Consider the following 19,096-nt stretch of genomic DNA (forward strand, 5'->3'; position numbering starts at 1 on the left):
TCGGTGTCAGCCTCAGCGGGCGGATTTACATCCATTATACATACCTGCGGTCTACAGCTAAGAGAACATATCTAATTATTGTTCCTTCGTAACAGTAGTCAATTTGAATACGTTAAGTGGAACACCAGGGCCCATAGTAGAGCTCAAGGTTACAGATTTAATGTACTGACCTTTAGCTGCTGCCGGTTTAGCCTTAATAATAGTATCAACGATTGTGCGGTAATTGTCAAGCAATTTAGCATCATCGAAAGAAGCTTTACCGATTGCACAGGAGATGATACCTGCTTTGTCGGTACGATACTCGATCTTACCGGCTTTAATTTCGTTAACAGCACGAGCTACGTCCATCGTTACAGTACCAACTTTAGGGTTTGGCATCAAGCCTTTAGGACCCAAAATTTTACCTAAACGACCAACTTGGCCCATCATGTCAGGAGTTGCTACAGCAACGTCGAAGTCGCTCCAGCCACCCTGGATTTTTGCTACTAATTCTTCAGAACCTACGAAATCTGCACCAGCATCTTCCGCTTCTTTAATTTTTTCGCCTTTCGCAAATACGAGGACGCGTTTAGTTTTACCAGTACCATGAGGTAAAACTACTGCACCACGAACTTGTTGATCAGCGTATTTAGGATCGACATTCAAGTTGAAAGAGATTTCAACAGTTTCGTCGAATTTAGCAGTCGCAGTTTTCTTAACGAGCTCAACAGCTTCTACTGGTTCGTAGAATTTGCCGGCTTCGATAAGTTTAGCTGCTTCAGCGTATTTCTTACCTACTTTTGCCATTCTAAAATCCTCCTTATGTGGTTTAACGGGAATTCCCTCCCACCGATATGTGCCCTCATTGGCACACGTCGTACGCTAATTAATCAACGATTACAATGCCCATGCTGCGTGCAGTACCTTCTACCATACGCATGCCTTGTTCTACAGTATTTGCATTCAAGTCAGGCATTTTGAGTTCAGCGATTTCACGAACTTTATCGCGACTAACTTTTGCTACTTTGTCACGGTTAGGGACACCGGATCCTTTAGGGATACCAGCTGCTTTTAATAAAAGAACAGCTGCCGGTGGAGTTTTTGTAACGAAAGTGAAGCTTCTATCTTCAAATACAGTAATAACAACCGGAATAGTTAAGCCAGCCTGCTGTGCTGTACGTTCATTAAATTCTTTAACGAACGCCATAATGTTAACACCTGCCTGACCAAGAGCCGGGCCGATAGGTGGCGCTGGACTAGCCTTTCCTGCTTCACACTGAAGTTTTACAATTTTTGTAACTTTTTTAGCCATGGTGATTACACCTCCTTGTGCTCAAAATGTGGTGGTAACGGAAAAATTTCCTCCCACTGGCGACCACCAAGCCGCCTAAAAAGTTTAGAGTTATATTGTATATATTAAAGATTTTTCTCAACTTGAGAAAAATCTACCTCTACCGACGTTTCACGATTGAACATTTCCACATCAAGTTTCAATGTCTGTTTTTCGTGATTGATTTCAGTAATAGTACCTAATCTATCTTCAAAGGCACCGGAAGTAATGCGCACTGTTTCGCCTACTACGACATCAATCGTTTGCTTTGGTGCTTGATCCAGCCCCTGTGATTTGAGGATATATTCAACCTCGGAATCAGATAACGGTACCGGTTTGGTAGCAGAGCCTACGAAGCCTGTTACACCCGGTGTGTTACGTACTACATACCAGGAACGATCATTTACTTCCATTTCTACGATTACGTAGCCGGGGAAGATTTTGCGTTTTACAACTTTCTTAACGCCATCTTTCTCGTCGATTTCATCCTCAACAGGCACTAAAATACGACCAATCGTATCTTCCATGCCCATGGATTGAACCTTACGTTCAAGATTAGTTTTTACTTTATTTTCGTAGCCTGAGTAAGTATGTATAACATACCATTTCTTTTCTGCTTCCACGGAAAGGCCTCCTATCCGACAACACGCATCAACAACTGGAATAATTCGCTAAAGATAGCATCTACAATGCCGATTAAGGCGGAGATAAATACTACGGTAACGAATACTACAATCGTGTAATTGATGAGCTCTTTTCTTGTCGGCCAGACTACTTTTTTGAGTTCCGCTTTCATTTCGCGCGCCATACGACCTACGCCGCCACGACGCTGCTGCGGTGCTGTAGAATTGGATCCTGCCATCATTTCACATCCTTAAATCATCGGGTTAATTGGATGAAACGAATTATTTCGTTTCGCGATGTAACGTATGTTTACCGCAGAATTTGCAGTATTTCATCATTTCAATACGATCAGGATTGTTTTTCTTATTCTTGTTCGTCTGATAGTTACGTTGTTTGCATTCAGTACATGCCATAGTCACTGCATTACGCATCCGGATACACCTCACTTCAAAATAAACTTGCCTTAAACAAATATGCTTATATAGCCTACCACAGCAGGGCAAGCATGTCAAGTTTTGGGCAACTTAAAAAAGCCAGGCGACCACCTGACAATTCATTATAACAAACTTTACCTACTGTGTCTATAGGCTAAATTTAATTTTTTCACAAAATTTTTGGTCCGCCTGCTAACCGCACGTCCCACTGAATGGATCGCTAAAACCTCAGCCTATCCAGTAAGCAAACATCCCGGCGAAACAAAGAGCCTTTACCATCGGCTGATACCGGGCAAAGACTCTTTATCGTCATTTACAATTACATATCTTACGCTATTATTAAAACTTAGTCAATAGATACGATACGTTCTGCTTTTTCTACTTTAAAGGAGAAATAATTAGGATTGTTGTTATGTTCCAAGAACAAATTTTCACCATCAAAGCGACCGCGCCAACCTACTACGATTGGGTACATGGTGCTGATTGTCTTTAATAATTCAATAGGCTTCAAATTTAAGATTGGTGCAAACAATACATTAACATTATCCAGTAAAATTACATCGGAACCGCACGCCTTTAGAGCTTCACACATAACGTCCTTCGCCATATCGGGACGTAAATCGCGAGCTACTTCCAAAAACTCATCGTCAATAAGTTCTTTTGCTTCAATGTACTTCCAACCGTCTTGCTCTGCCAATTCGCGGATTAATTTACTCTTCCCGGATCCGGGACCGCCGACAATAAATAAAATCCGTTCTTCATCCGCCTGCAGAGAATTCCATCGTTCTTTGATGTCCTGTGCTGTTACCATGTGTCATCCTCCTTTACCGAAACCCTACTTACTCAATTCTTTGTTAGGTCTGTCTGACAACATTACCGTTTTTATAAAATTGTCTTTCTCACCCACTGTAAACAACAAATAGCTGTATGCCGAGTCAGGGTTCTTGTAAGTATATATCATGAGCGGATCGCCGTTAGCCGCGGTATCCGTTTCCACGCTCGTAGGCATGCCATATAAATATAACAATAAATACTTACTATCGCCAATCGAAATGCCGCGGCGCGTCAAAGCGGTGCTTTTGGTAATCATCGCCCGCACTACCATCTGATTTTTGTCATAGCCTACCAAAACATCGTCGTAAGCAATGAATTCGTCGTCATATAAGAAGCCTCGTTGTTGCCATTGTTCATCTTGATTCGAAACGAACGGTTCATTCACACGATAGCCCATGAGACTAAAATCATCAGCCGTCAAGTGGTTGGCTTTGTAATACTGTTCCTGCACAGCCGGTAGCTTAAGACGCGACCACACCTGGCCGTCAATCATATCGATAGCGCTTACTTTATTATTCTTTAGTGTAAACACTAAATACTGCGAAGACGAAGCATTAATACCATTAGTTGTAAGCGGTATGCCTTCTCTATTATCTTTCGCCACAGGCGACGCAAATTCCTTCTTACTTTTTACAGAATTTTTACTTTTTTCATATTTATAAATAAGCGCTACGGTTCCCGTTTTAGCATCCCGCCACATGCCTTGCGGAGCCCCGTAAGCAAAGAGGATTGTGCCGCGCGTTTTGCCGATACCGATGTCGCGAACCGTCTCAGCCGCGCCTTCGGTGATGTGAATATTCGTAATAGTTTGTGGGGCAAACGTATAATCCAGACCTTCACGACGCAACGTATCACCGTCACCCAAATGACCGTTTAAAGAGCTCGAATTAGGGCCATATACGCCGGTATACACGGTGAAGCTCCCGTCTTTACCGGTATAAGTAGTAAACATATCTTTCACGGTAATCGGTTTAACCGCCGGTTTTGCGGGACGAATCTTTTTAGATTTCTTAGCGTCATCGGCTAACAGCTTAATCTCACCATCGTCCTTTACCGCATCATCGACATCTTTCCCTGCATCGACAGAATCAGTCTTAACGGCATTAGTTGTATTAGTTGTATTAGCTGTATTAGCTGTATTAGCTGCATCAGCTTTCGCATCTTCAGAGGCACCTTTAGCCGCGTCTTCAGCAACACCGTCTTTAGCGTCACCTTTTGCAGCATCAGCTTTAGCTGCTTCGTTAGCTTCAGCGTCCTTAGTGGTATCAGCGGCATCAGCAGCATCAGCCGCATCAGTGGCCGCTTTAGTAGCCGTAGCCGTTTTATCACCGGCAGCCGCTTCACGTTCACTTAAAGGACCACCGAGCAGTGCTTCCCAATCACTGTCCTTACCTGTTAAGGTTCTAAAATCAGCACCGAGGATCAACTTGCCGATAGCAAAGTCCTTTTCAGACAAAGCTTCCAAAGAGTCAGCCGTATAACTCTTGCCGATAGCCGTCAAGTCAATGCCGGTTTTTTCACTCTCTTGAGCCTCAATACTTTCCGCCAAGCGCACCGCCATTTTATTAACGGCGGCCTTCTCCGGTGCCCAAGTATCGGCCGGATCCATAACCAAATCAGCTGTTCCATTTGCAAAAACACCACCCGTTAAGGCACTGCTTATGAGAACTGCCAATGAAATACGCTGTAATTGTTTCATAACTACCCCTTTCGTACCGCTTCTATCTGAGCTTTAAGCCAATCCGTCCATTCGGTTAGCCCTGTTTTGGCAGTGCAGCTCACTTCAAACAGGCTAACCGCCGGATTTAAGTTCTTAATATCCGTAACGGCTTTCTCCTTATCGAACGGAATATACGGCAACAAATCCACCTTATTCAACAACACAGCCTTCGATTCTTTAAAAATCAAAGGATACTTGAGCGGTTTGTCTTCCCCTTCCGTAACGGATAGTACGGTAACCTTCATGGCTTCGCCAATGGCAAACTCAGCAGGACACACCAAATTCCCTACGTTTTCTATAATAATCATATCAAGCTTGTCTAAATCCAGTTCAGCCAAGGCATCTTCAATCATTTTCGCATCCAAGTGGCAACCGCCAACCGTATTGATTTGCAAAACGGGAATGCCCAATTTATGAATGCGTTCCGCATCTTTCGCGGTATATAAATCGCCTTCAATTACGGCGAGTGAATACTCTTCGGCGAGCTCCTTGAGGGTCGCTTCGAGCAGTGAGGTTTTGCCCGCACCCGGTGAGCCCAATAAATTAAAGACAAATATATTTTTTTCTTTAAACAAGCGCTGTAAATCAGCTGCAATAGCATCATTTTTGGCCAGCACATTGGTCATAACTTTTACTTCCATAGCTACCTCACTCTTAATCTATATACACGGACCATATCAATCCATATCGATTGACGCCACCTGCAATTCGCGGCCCGTTATGGTGGAAATGGCCAAACTGCCGCAATGGGGACATTTAAATACATAATCGGTGACGGAAAATTCCTTATCACAATCAAGGCATTTGCCACAAAGCGGTATCATTTCAATTTGCAAAACCGCATTTTCGGCGGCCGTATTTTTAGTAACCGAATCAAAACAGAACTGCAATGCATCCGGTTCAACACCCGACATAACGCCGAGTTTTAATTGAATGGCGTGAATTACGTGACCCTCATTAGCTTTTAACGTATCGAGGGCAATATCAACAATTCCCTCAGCGATTGACATTTCGTGCATGATAGGCCTCGTAAATATTTTCTAATAACATCGTGGTCGTTACGGAACCTACGCCACCCGGTACAGGCGTAACGGCGCCGGCCACTTCAATAGCCGATGCATACTCTACATCGCCTACCGTCTTACCGTCTAAATCATTAATCCCTACATCGATAACGGTAGCGCCCGGTTTTAACATATCACCGGTAATCACATGAGCTCGGCCCACAGCAGCTACCACTACATCAGCTTGCTTTAAATGCTCTTCTAAATTTGTAGTTTTGGAATGGCAAAGAGTCACCGTCGCATGTTGTTCCAACAGGAGCAAAGCTACCGGTTTACCTACAACCTGACTGCGACCGACAACGACAACATGCTTACCGGCCAACGGAATTTTATAATGTTCTAAAATGGCCATACAAGCGAGCGGCGTACATGGCCAGAACCCGCCTTTGCCGGAGCTGGCAAGGCCGATATTACGCGCCGTAAGACCGTCAATATCCTTACCGGGATCCAGGCTTTCAATAATCACATCAGGGTCTACCTGCGGCGGCATCGGCATCAACGGCAAGACGCCATAAATGCGGTCATCTTCGTTCCACCGTTTAACAACAGCCAGGACTTCCGCTTGGGACGCATCAGCCGACAAATGTGCTACTTCAACACCAAAGCCGGCACTCTTGGCAGTTTTTTCCATAAAACGAGCATACATTTGCGCCGCTTTATCATCGCCTACCAATAAAATACCTAAGCCCAGCACAATACCTTTTGCCTGAAGTTCTGCCAAACGCTCACTTAACACTGCTTTGTGGGCATCCGCCACAGCTTTGCCACGTAATTCAATCATGCCAACGCCTCCTAATTATATATAACAATATCTTTATCGTTTAAAATAAACTGTTACCGCTTCGCCCGCTTCGGCTTCGCCACCGGCGGGGATATCCTGAGATACTGCATAACCGGTACCGTCAGGAGCAAATTGTAAACCTGCATCATGGAGCCAATCGCGCACTTCACCGGTCGTCCAGCCGGTAAAATCAGGAATGATAACGCTGCCATCAGGCGCTTTTTCAACGCTCGGTTTAGCCGGGCGAGTATCACTCTGCCCTTTCAAGTCTTTTTCACGCGTTACCGATGGTGACAACTGGAAGTAACGCACCAGCTGACTCATAATGTCTTTAAAAACAGGGGCTGCAATTTGACTGCCATAGTAGGTACCGCTCGGATCGTCAATTACAATAAGCGTTACGAAACGCGGATCTTCCACCGGACCCATGCCGATGAAGGACGCAATATAACGCCCTTTTAAATAACCGCCATGTTCCGGATCCAGTTTTTCAGCCGTACCGGTTTTACCGGCAAAATGATAGCCGTCAACGGCCGCCTTATTGCCGCCCCCTTCGGATACTTCTTTTTCCAAAATATCAAGAATTGTCTTGGCCACATCTTCCGGAATCGGTTGACCCGCCGACATATCTTGAGTTATCTCTTCTTCCGAGCCATCCGGATTATTGATACTCTTAATAATATGCGGTTTCATCATTTTACCGCCATTGGCAATGGCACTAAAGGCCTGTACCATTTGGAGCGGGGTAACGTTAACACTTTGGCCAAACGAAATTGTCGCCAAATCAAGCTGGGACATATCATCCAACGACCGGAGCTGGCCTTCCGCTTCACCCGGCAATTCAATACCTGTGGCTTTACCAAATCCGTACGCCCGGAGATATTTATCCATAATCTCTTTACCGGTCGTAATACCCAACTTAGCCATACCGGTATTGAGGGAATATTTTAAGATTTCCAACAAACGCACCGGGCCGTTGCCTTCGCCATCCCAGTTCTGAATCGTATGGTCTCCCACAACAAACGAACCGGTATCATTAAAAACGGTATCCACAGTCCATTTACCGGATGCCAACGCCGCCGAAGCAGTCAACGGTTTAAAGGTAGAGCCCGGTTCATACATGTCGGTAACAGCGCGGTTTTTATAAGAATTATCATTTCCTTTATCAAAGTGGTTCGGGTCATATGTCGGACGATTAGCCATTGCCAAAATTTCGCCCGTCTTCGGATCCATAACAATAATGCTGGCGCCCGTCGCTTTCGTATCCGCCATGGCTTTATCCAACGCCCGTTCCGCAATAAACTGAACCGTCGTATCAATCGTTAAGGTAATACTTTTTTCTTTTTCCGGCAAAAACTGCGATAATACAGAGCCAAAAATAGCGGTACCATGCGAGTCCGTAGCGATCAACTCTTTAGTCGTGCCACCGCGCAAAGTATCATCCATTTGCATTTCCAGACCGTCCAGCCCTTTATCATCGGTGCCTACAAAACCGAGCACCTGAGCTAACAAATTACCGTTAGGATAGAAACGACGACTTTCATTAACGAAATTAAGGCCTACAAGTTCATTATCCTTTATAACTTGATCAACCGCTTTCGATTTATCTGGATCCATCATACGATCAAGCCAGATAAACGCTGTATCTTCTTGCAGACGTTTAACAATGGTCTCTTCCTTAATACGCGTATACGGCGCAATCAGCTTCGCAATTTCCTCCGGCGACTGTTTAATCATCTTCGGATCCGCATACAAGGACCGAGTCACGATACTGATGGCCAAGGGATTACCGTTGCGGTCAAAAATCGTGCCGCGCGGCGATTGAAGTTTACGTTCTTCTTTTACCTGACTTAAATTCTTCGTATCCAATTGACTGTTATCAAACACCTGGAGCCATAACAGACGCCCGGCTAAGAGAACCATTACGCCGGAAAAAATCACGAGAATTAGAAATATTTTATTTTGTAAGGCTTTCTGATCCTTATTAGTAATCATGAATCCCTATTACTCCTTACGTGCTTTACGAGCCAGTTTACGCTTAGCCGCCTCCATTAAGGCCTCCGGTTCATTCGCAACTTGACCGCTACGCACTTGAACTAACAATGCTTGCAATATCTCCCCTGTTTTGTCACCCAATAGGGCCGGCAATTCAGGCCCATACGCCAAATCTCGCGTATGAATCGGCACCGATTCCGTTATCGCCGCCAGGCATTCGCCCATGGCGTATGTACCATCGGTACTGCTATGGGGCCGACCGCAACCGATAACATCGGCAGCACACACTTCAGCCATTTGCTGTACCGCTTCTTTTAACTCGCTGCTTTTACGAAAACGGCCACTCTGAGCCTCTTTACGCATCCAGCGCCAAGGGTCGGCATCCTGATTATTGGCAAAAAAGTGAAAGCGCATATGACTGCTCACGAGCCATGCTACGCGCTGCACCATCTTTTTTGGGTATTGTAAGCGTGTCAAAATAACTTCTGCCATTTGAGCGCCCAATTGATCATGGCCACGGTCCGTAATACGGCCGTTGTGAAAACCGCGAATGCAGTCCATGCCTTTGGCCACATCATGCAATAAAGCAGCCCAACGCAAGGTTAAATCAGGCTTAATCGCCTGCACTACGGCCAAGGTGTGCACCCAGCCGTCATAGGCATGAAATTCCGGTTGCTGCGGTAATCCCACCAAATGATGCAATTCCGGCAAAATCGGAACTAACTCATATTCACCGGCCATGAGTATGCGACAGTTGCAATCGGCCAAGCCGGACTGAACCAAAACATCAAGACCTTTGGCCGCATGAGGTGTGACCAAGAGCCCGTCCAGTTCCTGACGAACACGCTCCAAGGAGAGCCCTTCTACGCGTTTAAAGTTAGGCGCCATACCATCCAATAAGCTGCGATGCGGCAAAAAACCGAGCTTGCCCACAAAACGGCAAGCCCTAAACAAACGTAGCGCGTCTTCTTGAAATCGTTCTTCCGCATTACCAATGGTACGCAAAGTAAGACTTTTAATATCTTTAAGGCCGCCCACTAAATCTATCACTTCACCCTGAGCCGTCATGGCCATGCCATTCACCGTAAAATCGCGGCGAGCCACGTCTTCTTCAAGCGTATCGGCATATACCACTTCTTCCGGACGATGACTGTCCGCACCATAGCGCTCGCGGCGGAATGTGGCGACTTCATAACTGCCTTCCGGCACCATCACTACAACCACGCCAAAAGACTTACCGACTACACCGGTCGTATTAAAACCGGCCTTAGCCATAATATCTATAATATCATCGGGTCTTGCCTTCGTTACAATATCATAATCATGAGGTGTTTGTTTGAGCACCAAATCGCGCACCGCACCACCAATGACATAGGCTTCAAATCCGGCATCCGCTAACGCACGCAGAATCCGCGTCGCACCTTGCCAAATTTCACCGCTCGGCTCTAACGTTATTTTCTTTGATGTAAACCAACTCACCCATATCACCTCACTCTTATCACGATAATTTATTATAACATACCCATGTATTGAATTCACCCTTTCGAGATACCTGAATAATAAAAAAACGCCTTCATGAGTTTTCTCATAAAGACGTTTTAATGACGCACTCTTACATTTCCGCTAATTGTTTAGCAATGCGACGACCGGTTTCAGTAGTAGCCAAACCACCTTCACTGGTTTCACGCAATGTGCTTGGCAACGCGCGACCGATGCGATCCATGGCTTCAATCACTTCATCAACCGGAATCTGGCTGATCAAGCCGGCCATAGCCATTTCAGCGGCACTAAGGGCATGAACGGCATAAATACCGTTACGTTTTACACAAGGTACTTCTACAAGACCCCCAACCGGGTCGCATACTAAGCCCAATACATTTTTGAGGCAAAGCGCAACTGCATTAATAGCCTGTTTAGTAGTGCCTTCAAGCATAGCTACCACGGCACCGGCCGCCATGGCGGCAGCGGAACCTACTTCGGCCTGACAACCGCCTACGGCACCGGCTACACAGGCTTGATTCGTAATAACGTTGCCGATACCGGCACCCATAAAGAAACCGCGTAACATAGCCTCATCATCAAGCTTCAACTCTTCGGCTACAGCGCACATCGTACCGGGCATAACACCGCAGGAACCGGCTGTAGGACAGGCTACAACACGGAACATTTTGGCATTCGCTTCATTAACCGCAATCGCATACGTTAAGGCTTTATAAGCTGTCGGGCTCATTAAGCGCGGCGTATGTTCCAACAAAACGTGAGCCTGTCCACCGGACATACCGCTCACCGTACGTTTACGGTCTTCAATACCGTTGACAACGGAATCTTTAAAAATCTGAATACGACGCAAAGCTTCTTTCTCAATGGCTTCGCGAGATTGACCGGACGCTTCCATTTCGGCGCGAGTTACAATTTCCCACATAGGTAAATTATGGGTATCGCTTAAATGCGCCAAGTCGGCTAATGTATCATATAAATAACTCATTCTGCTACCGCCTTTTCCAAAGGTTCAAAATACATAACGGAGGAAATACTTTTATGATTCTGAATGTCCGCCATAACTTGTGTATCAACCGGTTCATCCGTATTGATCAACATAACGGCTTCACAATGCTTACGTTTGCGGAACACTTTCATCGTCGAAATATTAACACTTGCTTGACCAAGGCGGCTCGTTACCCAAGCAATAACCCCCGGACAATCATGATGGAATGTCAAAATAGTAAAGTCTTCACCGGAAATCTCCACTTCCAAGTTGTTTACATTTGTCACCAAAATACGGCCACCGCCCAAGGAACGACCTACAATGCTCATATGATGACCGTCTTTGCTGTAAAGATCGAATTTAACTTCGTTCGGATGACCGCCTTCTTCAGACGATTCAATGAACTGATACTGCAAATTAGCTTCCGCAGCGTCTTTAAATGCGTCACGAATGCGTTCGTCTTCCGCATCAAATCCCAAAAGACCACCTACCAAGGCACGATCCGTACCATGACCTTTATAGGTTTTGGCAAAAGAACCGTATAAGGTTAAATCAACGCGATCAATGGGCTCTTTGAAAATAGAGCGAGCCATTTTACCTAAACGGGCAGCTCCGGCAGTATGAGAGCTGGATGGACCAATCATAACCGGTCCGATAATCTCAAAGATACTACTCATTTATGTCCTCCCTAAGAAAACATTATCACACCTGCACTGTGCATTTCTCACAAACTAATTCAGGGTAAACCCTTGAATTTCCTTAATTTGTATTATACCATAGTTTGTTTCCATAGAATAGACACGGTCATACTTTTTATGCATATTAATTCTTTTAAGATTCTCATTTGCTCATAAAGCCTATTGCTACGCGGTTTGCAAGGTACACGGCAGACGAACGAATTATTCAAAAAAGTACCCACTGCATAAAAAAATATAAAAAATAGCTCCCTCTTTCGAGGGAGCTATGAGAAATTTTAATTGATAATTAACGAGAAACATAAGTAATCACGGGATGGACATCACTATACAACCGCAAACTATCAACTATATTATTTTAACGATTAATCTATAATATGTTTATATTAGTTATTGCCAAGGATAGCTTTCATATCAGCTTCCGGTGTAGTAATTGGGTGTAACTGGAATTTTTCTACCAAGATGCCCAATACGTTGCTGGATAAGAATTTTGGCAAAGTAGGTCCGATATAGATGTTGCGGATACCCAATGCTAACAAGGTTAACAAGATACATACCGCTTTTTGTTCGTACCAGGACAATACCAAAGTCAACGGCAAGTCGTTTACGTCGCATTCGAAGGCGCCGGCAAGCGCTACGGCTACCTGAATAGCGGAGTAAGCATCGTTACACTGACCCATATCGAGCATACGAGGGATGCCGCCGATTTCGCCGATTTCAAGGTCGTTGAAACGATATTTACCGCAAGCCAAAGTCAATACAACAGTGTCTTTCGGAGTCTGTTTTACGAATTCAGTATAGTAGTTACGGCCTACTTTAGCACCGTCACAACCACCAACCAAGAAGAAGTGTTTAATAGCGCCGGCTTTAACAGCATCAATTACTTTGTCCGCAATGCTGAGTACGGTACCATGACCGAAACCGGTTGTTACTTCGTGGCCGCCGTTAATACCGGTGAATTCTTGAGCTTCGCTATAACCGCCGAGTTCAAGAGCTTTTTCAATAACTGCGGAGAAGTCTTTCGTACCGTCTTCGTTAGTTTCCACATGTTTCAAACCAGGGAAACCTACCATATCGGTGGTGAAAATGTTGTCTTCATAAGATTCACGAGGAACCATTAAGCAGTTAGTAGTGAATAAGAAAGCTGCCGGAACGCCATCGAATTCGTTCTGCTGGTTCTGCCAAGCAGTACCGAAGTTACCTTTTAAGTGCGCATATTTTTTAAGTTCAGGATATGCGTGGCAAGGAAGCATTTCACCATGAGTATAGATGTTAACACCTTTACCTTCGGATTGTTCCAATAACATTTTGAGGTCGTGTAAATCATGGCCGGTTACTACGATGAATGGACCAGGTTCTACAGTCAAGGAAACTTTAGTCGGAACCGGTGTGCCATAGCTTTCAGTGTTAGCGGAGTCGAGCAAGGCCATACATTTGAGGTTGATGTGACCGAATTCCATCAACAAAGCGAGCCATTCGTCAGCGCTGTGATCTTTGGCAAATTCAACGAGGCCTTTTACGAACCAAGCATCTACTTCAGCATCATCATAGCCGAGTACGGATGCATGCCAAGCGTAAGCTGCCATACCGCGCATGCCGAGTAATAAAGTGGAGCGTAAGGAGATGATATCTTCTTCGCCTACCCAGAGAGCTTCCCAATCGAAGTCCTGAGCGCTAGCGTCAATTGCTTGACGAGCTGCTTCTACGCGATTAATGAATTCTTGAACACGTTCTTCGTCGAAGTTAACGTTTGTTACGCACATGAACAAGCCCTGTTTCAATAATTGGTATTCTTTAGCAGAAGCGCCTTTTGCATCACAAGCACGTGCCAAACCGATCAAGGCGGACGTCAACTCATCCTGTTTGTTAGCTACCGGTGCGGTTTTACCACATACGCCCTGTACTGTACAACCACCAGGATTTGCAGACTGTTCACATTGGAAACAAAACATACTCATAATAGCCTCCTTCTTCGGGACTCTCCCGACACTGTACTTTCTTAACACTCGTAAGAAAGTAAAAAAATATAAAATACTTGCTTATTACAAAATCAAATTGTCACTTATCGCAAGTTGTTTACTTTGTGACTACATTTAAAGTATAGTATACTTATAGGTAAAAAACTGTAGCTATGGCAACATTTACAAAAATTTTATATTAAGGAGGCTCCTATGCATATCGGATTATCTACTGAACTTGTAACGGAATATCTGGCTGTGCTCAGCAGCAGTCCCTTATTCCGCGACCTTTCGGAAGAACAGTTGCGTCGCTTCTTAAGTTCACCGAACTTATCTATATCCAATTATAAAAAAAATAGCTTTATCGCCATTGCCGGCGAACCCATGGAAGGGATTGGCATTTTACTCAAAGGTCATGCTCACCTGACCCGCGAAAACGTCTTGGGTCAGCGAACAATTATGACCGATCTCACGCCGTCTGCCATGTTCGGCGAGGCCATTCTTTTCACGGACATGCCCAATTGGCCGGCCACCATCCAAACCACCTTGGACAGTACGGTATTGTTTTTGCCAAAATCGGCTTTCACCACATCATTCAACAATTGCGATGCCTGCCAGGTGCAGATTCTAACCAATTTGTTGCATGACATGTCTGAAAAAGCCTTGGCCCTCACCCGTAAGGTTCACTATTTATCCTTAAAAGGGATGCGCGAACGAATTTTTGCCTACTTTGACGATTTATATACTTACCAAAAACAAAACCCGATTCGCCTGCCCCACAACCGTCAGGAAATGGCGGACGTGCTCAATGTATCGCGCACATCCTTAAGCCGCGAACTGGGCCGCTTGCAGGATGAAAAGATAATCGAATTTGAAGGCAAAAAAGTAAAACTATTGGATTTAAATGCGATTAACGAATATAGCTTTTAAAAAAGCGTGTACCCTCGAGTTTTGACTCGGAGGTACACGCTTTATTTATATACATTATAGTACATCTATAATCTGTTATTTACATATACACAATGGATTTTTTAGAACCAAGGGGACAAATCGAACTCTTCACCAATGGTTACTTTCACATGGGCACGCCCTAAATAGAGGCCCAAGAGCGTCAAGCTGGAATGGCTAAGCGGCATGGAGTCATACATATCAGCCACTTTAGGCAATACCGGTGAAATGTATTCCAATACCTGTTTGCGTTCGGTAGAGTTAAAATCAACCGGTTTGCTCATCGCTAACCCTAAAATGTGTTGCTGAATTTCCGGATTATCCAAATGAGCCATCTGGAAGTAGCGCGGTGCCAAGCCTTCATCAACAACCGCTAATTTAAGAAGCGGAGAGTTTACACTTTTCACCACATAGCGAGCATCCAAATAATTACCGCGCAAAGCACGGGTCAATTCGTCTTTGTCAAAACCGGCATAACCGAATACGAGCGGATAGGAATGAACCATAATATCCCAGAAGGTATTACGTTCCGGCTCTTGAATGGAGCAACGAAGGTAATCCAATTGACGATACATAGCTTCTTCCCGTGGCAATTCGGACAAGAACGGCTCGATATATTTATCTACATAATGCTGTAAATGTTCCAAGCTGTAGTTGTTGGAGTTACGGGAGTATTGAAGCAATAACGCCAAGGCCATAATCTGAAAATGACCGAGCTGCAAATGCGGCAAAATGCGCAAAGCGTCAAAAGCTACCAGGTACGGCGTACTGGATTTAGGCTGCTGTACTACGTCCACAAAGGCCTCAATAGCGGTTTCCTTCATCCAAACGGTTGGTGTCGTAGCGTAAGCTTTTTGCATACAAAGCAAGGCTTCCTGCACCACGATATTTTCCAACAAGGCATGTAATTCACCACTGGCGGTGATGCCTAAGCGGTCGAAAGCCGTTTTAGTAATATCCAATACCTGTTCTTTAGTGCTGGCGCTAACAGCACCGAAAGAACTCATGAAGTGCGATGTGCCAAGGGTAATTAAGTCGGACATGTCCGGCTCACCATAGCCGATATGGCTTGCACCGTGACCGGTGCCATGAGCGGTAGCATCAGAACCTGCATGTTCACGCACAATCGGAATGATACGAGTTGCATCAGCCGCAACTTCCTCCGACGTTGCTTCAGTCGGTGTCACACGATGAATACGACGCGTTAATTCGCTGTCATCTAAAGCGGCTGTTGGCGGTTCGGTCGGAATTTTAAGCATAGGCTTCGTAATGTCCAAATCAGACACTATGTCACGGTTTAAACTGCCTTCCGAGGAATCCTCATGGGCCGAGCCGAATCGCGATGCCGACGGTTCCGTCATCGCATTATGAAAATCGGATTCCATTTGCGTATTAGACAAAGGAACGAATGTGGTGGCCATCTCTTTATCGGATGTTTCTTGACGGCCATCGCCTGCTTCTTGACGGGTACTGCCAACTGCACTGCCGGATCTATAATTATCTCTATTCTGTTTCGCATCCTCACGATAGTAAGCGGCGCCGTGATCACGACGTTTACGCTCGTAATAATCGCCGTTGCTCACTCTTTCATTGGCTAAAGCTTCAGCTTCTTTAGACTTACCGCTGTCACGGAATACTAAATAACAGACTCCGAAAAACAAGACGATAACGCCCAATACGACTAAATATGGTATAAATGCAGACATTTTCTTCCTCCTGCCGTAGTTTATTAGAATTATATAGACCACACGATTAATGCTTGTCAAAAATCCGTGTCGGCCTTTCTATTTATTCCTATATTATTATATTATGTTACCACATCTTGGGGTATTCGCCAATGAAGATAGGAGATTTATAGTAAAAGAATTTCCTCCATAAAAGTCATTATATATACGCCATAAATTAATAAAACGATTTTTCTCGTTTTCATTCTTTTTCCTTGTAAATAACGACTTTATTCGTTAAAATATAATTAAAGAAAGGAGTGACTCGTATGCCTAGAAACGCGCTCAATGAATTTGAAAAGGGACTTAGGAAGCAAATTTCGGAAAATCTAAAGAAGTATACCCCAAATATCACACAAAATGAATTATCAAAACTAACCGGTATTCCAGCATCAACGATTTCCGGATATTTTGCAATGCGCTCGACTCCAAATGCAACTAATGTTCAAAAATTAGCTAATGCCTTAAATTGTTCCATAGCAGATTTAGATCCACGCTTTGCCGATACATTTATAGATACTAAAAAAATATCAAATACAGAGAATCGAAAAAGAGACATACAAGTACAGCTACAAACACTTTTTGACGAATTAGATAATAAAGACTCCATAAATTTTTATAATGGTAATAAAATATTAGACGATGAAACGAGAGAACTGTTAAAAATATCACTGGAAACTTCCATAAAGTTGGCCAAAAGCCTCTCAAAATAGAATGCTTATTATTATAAGCACCTAACATTCATTTAATACATCATAACAGGAAATATTTTATCGGGGTTTATTAGGTCGTTATTTGGGTTTTATTAAAGTTTTAAAACACTAACAATTTGAGTTTTCCTTATATTACTTGGCTTTTTGGCACTTTAGATTACAAAAAGTTATTTAAGTTTATTGGGGTTTATTTGTGTTTCATCTAATTGAATGATTGCATCATTCAATTATTGCGGGGGGTTCAATGAATATTACAGCACAAGATTTAGATAGATTATTATTAGCGGGTGAGAACATAACATTCGAAGTAAAAACCGCTACCAACGGAGTCCCCAAAAGTTTTTGGGAAACATATTCTGCATTTGCAAATACAAACGGCGGAATAATTGTACTAGGGATTACCGATTCACCAGAATTTGAAGTTTTAGGAATTGAAAATACACAAAAATATATAGACGATATCATTTCTACAGCACGTAGTGACAAAGTAAGTCGCAACCTATTTACATCGCCTGACGCGATTTTTTCTCTATCATACAAATCCAAAAATATTATTGTATGTGAAATCCCAGAAGCGCCATTTGATGACAAACCTGTATATTTGAATAACCATTTAGCAAATGCTTACGTTAGGAGAGGCTCCGGAGATCATAAAATCACTAAAGATGAATTATCGAGTATACTAAGAGATACAAATCACGAGTTAGATCGTGAGTTACTTAATAACTTTACAATCGACGACCTTGATATGACGTCTATTATCAAGTATAAGGCAATTCTTCATAAGCGTGCACCATCAAGACAATTCGATACTCAGGATATTCCAACTTTTTAAGTAATATGGATGTATTCGTACGCGATAGAGTTGATGGAAAGCAAAAACTAACCTTAGCAGGACTATTATTCTTCGGAAAACTTAACAGCATTAAATCCTATATCCCAGCCTACCACGTTGACTACTTTGATAAAAGAGGCTCTACCGAGCGTTGGCGTGATAGAGTAGACTCGGAAGACTTAGAGTTTGAAAATTTAAATTTATTCAACTATTATGAAATAGTAATGGAAAAGTTAAGACTAAGCATCGATAGAAATTTTGAATTAGATAACCAAACCACCAGAAAACCTCCCGGGGAGTTACTCATAGCACTTAGAGAAGCCTTCGTAAATATGATTGTCCATGCAGATTATTTGTCAAGCCATCCTACACTTATCGCCGAAGTTCACGATTTATACTATAAATTCTTGAATCCTGGTAAAATGAAAATTACTAAAGATGAATTTTTCTTTGGAAGCAGGTCTATAGCCAGAAACCCTACTCTTATTTCATTATTTACAAAAATGGGGGCTGCAGAAAGAGCCGGCAGTGGTAGTCAGAAAATCATAGATGTTGTCAAAAAAAATGACTTTAAATTACCTGAAATAGAATCTACCATTGAAGAAACGAGACTAAAGCTATGGATTGCACATCTTATTGATTCTTTAAATTTACCACAAATTGAAAAGGACATCTATGCCGTAATCACTATCTCTCCAACACACTCTTCATCAAAAAAAGATATAATGAAAATATTACCCCATTATACTGATTCTCAAGTTAGGGATGCCCTTGAAAAATTATATGCACAAAAATTAATTAGTAAACATGGTGGCAACAGAAATAGAACCTATTCAAGAAATCTCTCAGAGTTGGAATTCATTAAATCATTAGAGGCAGTGACGGAAAAAGTAAAGCAAATTTATACAAGATCTAAAAAAAGTAAGTTATAAAAGCATAAAAAATGGTGCGTATTGAAGATTTTCCCCTTCAATACG

The 19,096-nt window shown here is 43.4% G+C and carries 20 protein-coding genes; 4 read left to right on the forward strand and 16 right to left on the reverse strand.

Annotation, left to right across the window (positions count from 1 at the left end):
• Positions 1-75: 75 nt before the first annotated feature.
• The 15 genes from rplA to hcp form a co-directional block, all read right to left on the reverse strand.
• Positions 76-786 carry a 50S ribosomal protein L1 gene (gene rplA, locus CCC71_RS00080; RefSeq protein ID WP_006555622.1) on the reverse strand — a complete coding sequence of 237 codons (711 nt, stop codon included), beginning with the start codon at positions 784-786 and terminating at the stop codon, positions 76-78.
• Between the two features lie 79 nt (positions 787-865).
• Complete coding sequence (gene rplK, locus CCC71_RS00085; protein ID WP_006555621.1) at positions 866-1,291, reverse strand: 50S ribosomal protein L11; 426 nt, start codon at positions 1,289-1,291, stop codon at positions 866-868.
• Positions 1,292-1,395: 104 nt separating this feature from the next.
• Positions 1,396-1,932, reverse strand: coding sequence for a transcription termination/antitermination protein NusG (gene nusG, locus CCC71_RS00090; RefSeq protein WP_247240117.1), 537 nt, complete (start codon positions 1,930-1,932; stop codon positions 1,396-1,398).
• Between the two features lie 11 nt (positions 1,933-1,943).
• Positions 1,944-2,174 (reverse strand): preprotein translocase subunit SecE, encoded by a 231-nt coding sequence (gene secE, locus CCC71_RS00095; protein WP_021840600.1) that lies wholly within the window; start codon positions 2,172-2,174, stop codon positions 1,944-1,946.
• A gap of 40 nt (positions 2,175-2,214) precedes the next feature.
• Positions 2,215-2,364 carry a 50S ribosomal protein L33 gene (gene rpmG, locus CCC71_RS00100; protein WP_006555618.1) on the reverse strand — a complete coding sequence of 50 codons (150 nt, stop codon included), beginning with the start codon at positions 2,362-2,364 and terminating at the stop codon, positions 2,215-2,217.
• A gap of 349 nt (positions 2,365-2,713) precedes the next feature.
• Positions 2,714-3,178 carry a BREX-3 system P-loop-containing protein BrxF gene (gene brxF / locus CCC71_RS00105; RefSeq protein WP_021840601.1) on the reverse strand — a complete coding sequence of 155 codons (465 nt, stop codon included), beginning with the start codon at positions 3,176-3,178 and terminating at the stop codon, positions 2,714-2,716.
• A gap of 24 nt (positions 3,179-3,202) precedes the next feature.
• The gene (locus CCC71_RS00110) at positions 3,203-4,900 is read right to left on the reverse strand and encodes a hypothetical protein (RefSeq protein WP_296332582.1); all 1,698 of its coding nucleotides are present in this window, start codon (positions 4,898-4,900) and stop codon (positions 3,203-3,205) included.
• A 2-nt stretch (positions 4,901-4,902) separates the two neighbouring features.
• Positions 4,903-5,562, reverse strand: a complete 660-nt coding sequence (gene hypB, locus CCC71_RS00115) for a hydrogenase nickel incorporation protein HypB (RefSeq protein ID WP_021840603.1) — start codon at positions 5,560-5,562, stop codon at positions 4,903-4,905.
• A gap of 36 nt (positions 5,563-5,598) precedes the next feature.
• Positions 5,599-5,940 carry a hydrogenase maturation nickel metallochaperone HypA gene (gene hypA / locus CCC71_RS00120; RefSeq protein WP_021840604.1) on the reverse strand — a complete coding sequence of 114 codons (342 nt, stop codon included), beginning with the start codon at positions 5,938-5,940 and terminating at the stop codon, positions 5,599-5,601.
• Entirely contained in the window at positions 5,918-6,766 is an 849-nt protein-coding gene (locus CCC71_RS00125) for a bifunctional 5,10-methylenetetrahydrofolate dehydrogenase/5,10-methenyltetrahydrofolate cyclohydrolase (protein WP_021840605.1), read from the reverse strand. Before CCC71_RS00125 ends, hypA begins: the two co-directional genes overlap by 23 nt.
• Before the next feature lie 33 nt (positions 6,767-6,799).
• Positions 6,800-8,761, reverse strand: coding sequence for a penicillin-binding transpeptidase domain-containing protein (locus CCC71_RS00130; RefSeq protein ID WP_021840606.1), 1,962 nt, complete (start codon positions 8,759-8,761; stop codon positions 6,800-6,802).
• 9 nt (positions 8,762-8,770) lie between these two features.
• Positions 8,771-10,192, reverse strand: coding sequence for a CCA tRNA nucleotidyltransferase (locus tag CCC71_RS00135; RefSeq protein ID WP_156705572.1), 1,422 nt, complete (start codon positions 10,190-10,192; stop codon positions 8,771-8,773).
• Positions 10,193-10,373: 181 nt separating this feature from the next.
• On the reverse strand, positions 10,374-11,246 hold the full coding sequence (gene sdaAA / locus CCC71_RS00140) for an L-serine ammonia-lyase, iron-sulfur-dependent, subunit alpha (protein ID WP_296332586.1): 873 nt from the start codon (positions 11,244-11,246) through the stop codon (positions 10,374-10,376).
• Entirely contained in the window at positions 11,243-11,923 is a 681-nt protein-coding gene (gene sdaAB / locus CCC71_RS00145; RefSeq protein ID WP_021840451.1) for an L-serine ammonia-lyase, iron-sulfur-dependent subunit beta, read from the reverse strand. The genes sdaAA and sdaAB overlap by 4 nt, the downstream gene beginning before the upstream one ends.
• A 404-nt stretch (positions 11,924-12,327) precedes the next feature.
• Positions 12,328-13,899, reverse strand: coding sequence for a hydroxylamine reductase (hcp, locus tag CCC71_RS00150; RefSeq protein WP_021840450.1), 1,572 nt, complete (start codon positions 13,897-13,899; stop codon positions 12,328-12,330).
• Positions 13,900-14,112: 213 nt separating this feature from the next.
• On the opposite strand from hcp, the gene CCC71_RS00155 reads away from it, so the two are divergent.
• A complete protein-coding gene (locus CCC71_RS00155; RefSeq protein ID WP_021840449.1) occupies positions 14,113-14,829 on the forward strand; it encodes a Crp/Fnr family transcriptional regulator in 717 nt (238 codons plus the stop codon).
• A 101-nt stretch (positions 14,830-14,930) separates the two neighbouring features.
• On the opposite strand, the gene CCC71_RS00160 is transcribed toward CCC71_RS00155, so the two are convergent.
• Positions 14,931-16,553, reverse strand: coding sequence for an LPO_1073/Vpar_1526 family protein (locus tag CCC71_RS00160; protein ID WP_021840448.1), 1,623 nt, complete (start codon positions 16,551-16,553; stop codon positions 14,931-14,933).
• Positions 16,554-16,840: 287 nt separating this feature from the next.
• On the opposite strand from CCC71_RS00160, the gene CCC71_RS00165 reads away from it, so the two are divergent.
• The 3 genes from CCC71_RS00165 (at position 16,841) to CCC71_RS00175 (ending at position 19,051) form a co-directional block, all read left to right on the forward strand.
• Positions 16,841-17,284 (forward strand): helix-turn-helix domain-containing protein, encoded by a 444-nt coding sequence (locus CCC71_RS00165; protein ID WP_021840447.1) that lies wholly within the window; start codon positions 16,841-16,843, stop codon positions 17,282-17,284.
• Between the two features lie 244 nt (positions 17,285-17,528).
• Positions 17,529-18,119, forward strand: a complete 591-nt coding sequence (locus CCC71_RS00170) for an AlbA family DNA-binding domain-containing protein (RefSeq protein WP_296332588.1) — start codon at positions 17,529-17,531, stop codon at positions 18,117-18,119.
• 5 nt (positions 18,120-18,124) lie between these two features.
• A complete protein-coding gene (locus CCC71_RS00175; protein WP_296332590.1) occupies positions 18,125-19,051 on the forward strand; it encodes an ATP-binding protein in 927 nt (308 codons plus the stop codon).
• The last annotated feature ends 45 nt before the right edge of the window (positions 19,052-19,096 follow it).

Source organism: Veillonella sp. LMAG:90, from assembly GCF_008679445.1.
Taxonomy (GTDB): domain Bacteria; phylum Bacillota; class Negativicutes; order Veillonellales; family Veillonellaceae; genus Veillonella_A.

Bases quoted from the DNA above. Each gene is read 5' to 3' on its own strand.
- secE (WP_021840600.1), bottom strand. From the start codon at position 2,174: ATGATGGCAGGATCCAATTCTACAGCACCGCAGCAGCGTCGTGGCGGC.
- CCC71_RS00110 (WP_296332582.1), bottom strand. From the start codon at position 4,900: ATGAAACAATTACAGCGTATTTCATTGGCAGTTCTCATAAGCAGTGCC.
- hypA (WP_021840604.1), bottom strand. From the start codon at position 5,940: ATGCACGAAATGTCAATCGCTGAGGGAATTGTTGATATTGCCCTCGAT.
- CCC71_RS00170 (WP_296332588.1), top strand. From the start codon at position 17,529: ATGAATATTACAGCACAAGATTTAGATAGATTATTATTAGCGGGTGAG.
- CCC71_RS00155 (WP_021840449.1), top strand. From the start codon at position 14,113: ATGCATATCGGATTATCTACTGAACTTGTAACGGAATATCTGGCTGTG.
- hypB (WP_021840603.1), bottom strand. From the start codon at position 5,562: ATGGAAGTAAAAGTTATGACCAATGTGCTGGCCAAAAATGATGCTATT.
- CCC71_RS00175 (WP_296332590.1), top strand. From the start codon at position 18,125: ATGGATGTATTCGTACGCGATAGAGTTGATGGAAAGCAAAAACTAACC.
- hcp (WP_021840450.1), bottom strand. From the start codon at position 13,899: ATGAGTATGTTTTGTTTCCAATGTGAACAGTCTGCAAATCCTGGTGGT.
- sdaAA (WP_296332586.1), bottom strand. From the start codon at position 11,246: ATGAGTTATTTATATGATACATTAGCCGACTTGGCGCATTTAAGCGAT.
- rplA (WP_006555622.1), bottom strand. From the start codon at position 786: ATGGCAAAAGTAGGTAAGAAATACGCTGAAGCAGCTAAACTTATCGAA.
- brxF (WP_021840601.1), bottom strand. From the start codon at position 3,178: ATGGTAACAGCACAGGACATCAAAGAACGATGGAATTCTCTGCAGGCG.
- CCC71_RS00125 (WP_021840605.1), bottom strand. From the start codon at position 6,766: ATGATTGAATTACGTGGCAAAGCTGTGGCGGATGCCCACAAAGCAGTG.
- sdaAB (WP_021840451.1), bottom strand. From the start codon at position 11,923: ATGAGTAGTATCTTTGAGATTATCGGACCGGTTATGATTGGTCCATCC.
- CCC71_RS00160 (WP_021840448.1), bottom strand. From the start codon at position 16,553: ATGTCTGCATTTATACCATATTTAGTCGTATTGGGCGTTATCGTCTTG.
- CCC71_RS00165 (WP_021840447.1), top strand. From the start codon at position 16,841: ATGCCTAGAAACGCGCTCAATGAATTTGAAAAGGGACTTAGGAAGCAA.
- CCC71_RS00130 (WP_021840606.1), bottom strand. From the start codon at position 8,761: ATGATTACTAATAAGGATCAGAAAGCCTTACAAAATAAAATATTTCTA.
- rplK (WP_006555621.1), bottom strand. From the start codon at position 1,291: ATGGCTAAAAAAGTTACAAAAATTGTAAAACTTCAGTGTGAAGCAGGA.
- rpmG (WP_006555618.1), bottom strand. From the start codon at position 2,364: ATGCGTAATGCAGTGACTATGGCATGTACTGAATGCAAACAACGTAAC.